At 55.9% G+C, this 5,261-nt stretch carries 5 protein-coding genes; 3 read left to right on the forward strand and 2 right to left on the reverse strand.

The genetic code is table 11. From position 1 onward, the window contains the following. Together G0P99_RS24560 and G0P99_RS17170 are read left to right on the forward strand one after the other, a co-directional pair. Positions 1-369, forward strand: a 369-nt coding sequence (locus G0P99_RS24560) for a hypothetical protein (RefSeq protein WP_203583149.1), incomplete at its 5' end; no start/stop codon positions are given. Positions 370-371: 2 nt separating this feature from the next. Next, entirely contained in the window at positions 372-1,754 is a 1,383-nt protein-coding gene (locus tag G0P99_RS17170) for a serine hydrolase (RefSeq protein ID WP_164131715.1), read from the forward strand. Positions 1,755-1,827: 73 nt separating this feature from the next. Here G0P99_RS17170 and G0P99_RS17175 read toward each other — a convergent pair whose 3' ends face one another. Together G0P99_RS17175 and G0P99_RS17180 are read right to left on the reverse strand one after the other, a co-directional pair. Continuing rightward, complete coding sequence (locus tag G0P99_RS17175; protein ID WP_164131716.1) at positions 1,828-2,439, reverse strand: DUF2238 domain-containing protein; 612 nt, start codon at positions 2,437-2,439, stop codon at positions 1,828-1,830. Positions 2,440-2,525: 86 nt separating this feature from the next. Then, positions 2,526-3,620, reverse strand: a complete 1,095-nt coding sequence (locus G0P99_RS17180; RefSeq protein WP_164131717.1) for a S1C family serine protease — start codon at positions 3,618-3,620, stop codon at positions 2,526-2,528. Positions 3,621-4,366: 746 nt separating this feature from the next. On the opposite strand from G0P99_RS17180, the gene G0P99_RS17185 reads away from it, so the two are divergent. Further along, complete coding sequence (locus G0P99_RS17185) at positions 4,367-5,074, forward strand: IS6 family transposase (protein WP_164131718.1); 708 nt, start codon at positions 4,367-4,369, stop codon at positions 5,072-5,074. Positions 5,075-5,261: the final 187 nt, after the last annotated feature.

Raw genomic sequence — 5,261 nt, forward strand, 5'->3', positions numbered from 1 at the left:
GTGAAGAGCCGAGCAGGAAGACTTCAGCCGCTATTTCCGCCGCGCTTACACATCGACTTTTTCAACAGCATCCGGACAAATCTGCCGTTCGCCAGTGACGTCAGACAACGCGTTTTGACTATCAAACATGGCAGGGTGACAAGAATCCAAGGGTCTGTGATGCTGGGTCGAAAATGCGGGGAGGACGAAGTGGCGCTTAAATTGACAGTTCTCTTGCCAATCCATCAGAAGTTTCCGGCGATCAACCCGGAACGGAATGGAGGCGTCTGCAAGACGGAAAACGACGCTCACGGCAAAAGTCTACCGATCGCATGGCGCCTCCGCGCGAAAGTAAAGTCTTTGAACTTCGAAACGATCGGGGAGGGCTGAAGATGTCACGAAACAGGATCATCCGAACGGTCATGGACAACGGTTTGTCGCTGAAGTTGGGCAAGCAGAGGTCGCTATTGGCCATTGGTACGCTGATGGTCTTAAGTCTGAATCCTGCGGGGCAACTGGCCTCTGAAGAAGCCTATGCGATCCCAGAAGGTTTGACACCGGTTTCCACCTGGAAAAGTGGGTTCACCGCACAGGACGCGGAGCGGTTCAGAACAGGGTACAGGGCAATCGACTTTTGGTCCGGCACGGACAGCACGGTCTTCACCTATTTGAACTTATCAGAGGTTTTGAACACAATGCATGTTGCGCGAAGCGGCGATGTGGTCGGCTTGGAAAATGCTCCTCTGCCGACAGTGGCAAACACTGTTGCCACCACTCAGCTCGGATCCATGCCCCTCTGGGAGGCGATCTCCGATCCGCGCTCTCGGGTGCAGGCCATGGTTGTCGTTCACAAGGGGCGTATTGTCTTCGAAGATTATCCTGGCATGCAGCCGTTTCACCGTCATTCTTGGAATTCCGCGTCGAAACCGATCACTGGGCTGCTTATCAATCAGCTCGTTTACGAAGGCGTCGTGGATTTGAGTGAGCCGGTTTCCCGCTACCTGCCGTTCACGTCTGGTATACCTCTTGGGGCGATCTCTGTCGCGGACGTTTTGCATCAGCGCACCGGTCTGGACTATGAGGAAACCAATACCTCGATATCGGATCCGAACCACGCGATCGGCTTTGGTTTTTCCCGAGCGTTGGCCGGACGGAACGAACCTGTGCAGGTGTCGATCAGGGACGCGCTTTCGAAGGTCGGTCAGGTGCGCGCGCCGGGGACAGCTTTCCAATACTCCTCTTACAACACGCAGATTCTGGGCCTGATTGTAGAGGCGGTGACGCAGCGACCCCTCAATGAGGTGATCAGTGCGCGCATCTGGCGCGCGGCGGGCATGGAGGGCGATGCCTTGCTCGGTTTGTCTTCGGCCGGGGAGGCGTTGGCGGCAGGCGCATTTTCCTCAAGGCTGAGGGATTTCGCCCGTTTCGGCATGCTATTCACGCCCAGCGGGCGCAAAGCATCGGGCGCGCCTGTCGTGCCGGAGAGCTATCTGGCAGATGTATACGCCGCCGCCGACCCCGATATTTATCTTGAAGGCGTGCAGGGTAACCGAATGGTCGCCGGTTTCGGACGGGAAGGCGCGCCCTCAGGGGCTGCATATCAATGGGACGCGGTGTTCGAGGATGGGGACCTTTTCAAGGCCGGCATCAATGGTCAGGGCCTCTATGTATCTCCGGGTACAGATACGGTAATTGCATATTTTTCAACGACTTTTGCCAATTCGCTCTATCTGATCGCCTACCCGCGCGCGATTGTGAATGACCTGTTTCGCTGACGGGGCGAGGGTTTGGGGTATAGAAAAGTTCTGAACTGCGACAGCTCTCTGAAGCAACTCGGCGACCACCGCGTCACGCGTGGAGTTGTTCGCGCGATGCGAATACCGCAATAAGCAGCATTGTTAAAACTGCGCCAAAGGCATTGAAAACAAGGTCGAGCGCCGTGTTGAGATAGCCGCCGACATTTGTCTCTGGAACAGACAGCACCGCAATAAATTCGATGATCTCATTGACCGCGCCAAGACCCATGGATGCCAACGCTGGAAAGATCAGGATAGTTTTTGTGCCGATCATCTGCGGAAAATTCCTGCGCAGCAGATGCCAGAGAACCCACGCTGTGACGCCAAATCCGAACGCATGAACGACCTGATCGTATTTCAACAACCTCATTTCGCCGTCTGCGGGTGTAATCGGGACGATTTGCAGCGAATAGAGCACCGAACCGTCAACCGGAACGCCACCTCCTGCCATATGCAGAAACCCCCATGCCGACAGCGCCCATAACATCGCGACCGGATATTCAGCGGTTCTCAGGCTTTTCCCGACAAGGCCGATGAGAACCAGCATCGAAACGACATAGACGACGAATTCGTAATTACCGCTGGATACAAACCAGATCGTGAAGACGACAACGTAGCCTACGGTGAAGACCGCGACCGGGCGTTCGTTTTGGTGTAGGTCCATCTGGGCACTGTCCCCGTTGTTTTCGTTGCTCTATCTCGCGAAACGCGCCGACGTACCATCGTCTGTGCGTCGGCTCCGAGGTGCGGCTATCGCTGACCGTTGACCCACAAGTCGCTTTCGAAGTTGCGGCGTTCTTCAAGCTCCGCCTGGAGTTCCAATGACACTCCGTCCCGCCAGACCGTCAGGCTGATGACATCGCCGACCTCAAGGGCTCCAACCGTTTTGAGCGCGTCCTCGCGCGACCGTATCGGTTGTCCATTCACATGGGTGATGACATCGCCTCCGATAAGAATTTCGGAAAAACCCCACATCACGGGAAGGAAACCACCTTTGATCCCAATTTTTTCGGCTGCGGACCCCGGTTCGACGGTTTCGACCATGAACCCTTCGGGCACGCTGGCCGGGTCCGTCAGGAGCAGCGTGGCAATCAGGGGCGTCATCATTTGCCCGTAAAGACCGTGCCAAGGGCGCGAGACATAACCCTTTTCTTCAATTTCCCCGACCAGAGGCATTATGCTGTCGATCGGCAAGGCATAGCCCATGTTTTCGGCCTGCGGGTGACTACTAATCATTGACACCAAGCCGATGATCCGTCCGCAATCGTCAAGCAAGGCACCTCCGGAGCTTCCGGGGCTGACGGCCGCGTCTGTCTGAATGTACCGCGTGGTCCAAGACAGCGTATTGAGCGGGATCTGCCGGTCGAGTCCCGAGACCAGCCCCTCGCTCAGCGTGAGCCCGACACCGAGCGGATAGCCCAGAACATAGGCGCGTTGCCCGACATCGAGATCGTTATATGCGCCAAACTCAGGTGCGACGAAATTGCGCTCGTAGAACGGCACGCGTAGCAACGCCAGATCAAGGACCGGATCGCCCCCCAGAAACTGTGCCTCGAAAGCCCAGTCGTTTGTGCTCGCACCGATGAGTTTTGCTCCCTGCACCACGTGATAATTCGTTAGAATGAGACCCGGTTCGATTTCGATGCCAGACCCTATTCCAGGCCGCACACGTTCTAACACTCTATGCTGATCAATACTGAAGCTGATTATCTTTACAATATTGTCAGCTATCCTCTCGTAGACTTCTGTCGCCGAAAACGTACACTCCGGTTCTTTAGCGGCGACACTGAAGGCCAGCGCTGACGCAATCATTGATGCACAGAAAATTTTGAGAAATTTCAGCATCACCACCTTTTCCCTTTTCCCTTCCACTTGCGTTCAGGTTAAAAGATACAACAAGTGTCATAGGCGGGAATTGATCCGTGTCAGATGGCCCGGCGGAACAATTGAGCTACGTGGCTGGAGTACTTCCGGTAAGGGCTCGGTGCCGCCAATCAGCCCAAGAAATTCAAGCGGCCGCTCCTGTTCACCGAAAGTCGGTAAACTTGGTCAAGCCACCGAAAAGACGATGTCTCCCTTTTGGGGCCAATGACAGCTTTCGGATCGCAGAATTAACCGGCGACGCCGCAGTGCCGCAAGGCGGCTCCGAGCCCTAATTGCTCATTGCCAAAGATTCAGCGAAGTTCGGGTTTCCGGGTCTTGCAAGATACAAGCAGTGAAAACGATGCTCATGAACGAACGTCTGTGATACTGATGACTACAGTTTCACTGATGAATACTTGGGATCCTGAATGACTAAATTACTCTGGTTGTGTCATGCGGGCGGCGGAAACCTACCGCCCAGTTTGGGGGTCGCCCGGGCACTTGAGCGGCGTGGGCACGAAGTTGTCTTCGCGGTAAAGTCTGACATGACGGACCGCATCGACCGCGCCGGGTTTCGTAGCATCGGTGTGTCCTCTAGTGACAGCGATTTGCCCCGCTATTCGGGCGGCCCTCCTGCACCTCCGCTGGCCTGCTATCTCACCTCTCCCAATGGCGGTGTCAGAAGGAATCCGGTTGAGACGGGCAGGGCGGTTTCGTAGCCTGACGGCATGCCGAAACGTGATCCGTTCAAATACTTCCACAGCAGCCCAGAAATCATCCGTCTGGCGGTGATGCTGTACGTCAGATTTCCCCTGTCACTGCGCAATGTTGAAGATCTGCTTCACGAGCGCGGCGTCGATGTCAGCCACGAAACGGTCCGGTTCTGGTGGCAAAGGTTCGGTCCGATGTTTGCGTCTGAAATCCGCAAGAAACGTGCTGATCGGCTTCGGTCCTGGCCGCAGTGGCGTTGGCACCTGGATGAGATGTTCGTGAAGATCAATGGAGAACGGCACTACCTGTGGCGGGCTGTGGATCACGAGGGCGAAGTCCTTGAGAGCTACGTCACGAAGAAGCGGGACAAGAAGGCCGCATTGAAATTCCTCAGAAAATCAATGAAACGCCACGGTCGACCTCATGTCCTGGTGACCGACCAGTTGAGGTCCTATGGTGCGGCGATGAAAGACATCGGCAATGCCCACAGGCAGGTAACGGGTCGCTGGCTGAACAACAGGGTGGAGAATTCGCACCTGCCATTCCGACGACGAGAGCGGGCAATGCAACGCTTTCGGCGCATGCGAAGTCTGCAGAAATTTGCTTCTGTCCACGCCTCGGTCTTCAACCATTTCAACTCGGAGCGCAGCCTCACCAGCCGACAAAATTTCAAGCTCAGCCGCGCTGCCGCCCTGGCCGAATGGCGCAGTCTCTGCGCGGCCTAAAAGGCAGTCATCCTGCCCTTTCTGAGACCAGTTAGAATCTGTCTGACAGGCCCGACCAGAGGCCACTAATGCACTAACAATCAAACCGGACCAGTCAGATCAGGCCACCCAGGAGGCCGCCATGCGTCATGATCCTGCCAGCGGCGCCATTGTCATCATGCTGCGCAGCCTGAAGATGCACGGCATG

Source organism: Ruegeria sp. PrR005 (assembly GCF_010500245.1).
Taxonomy (GTDB): Bacteria; Pseudomonadota; Alphaproteobacteria; order Rhodobacterales; family Rhodobacteraceae; genus Ruegeria_B; species Ruegeria_B marisflavi.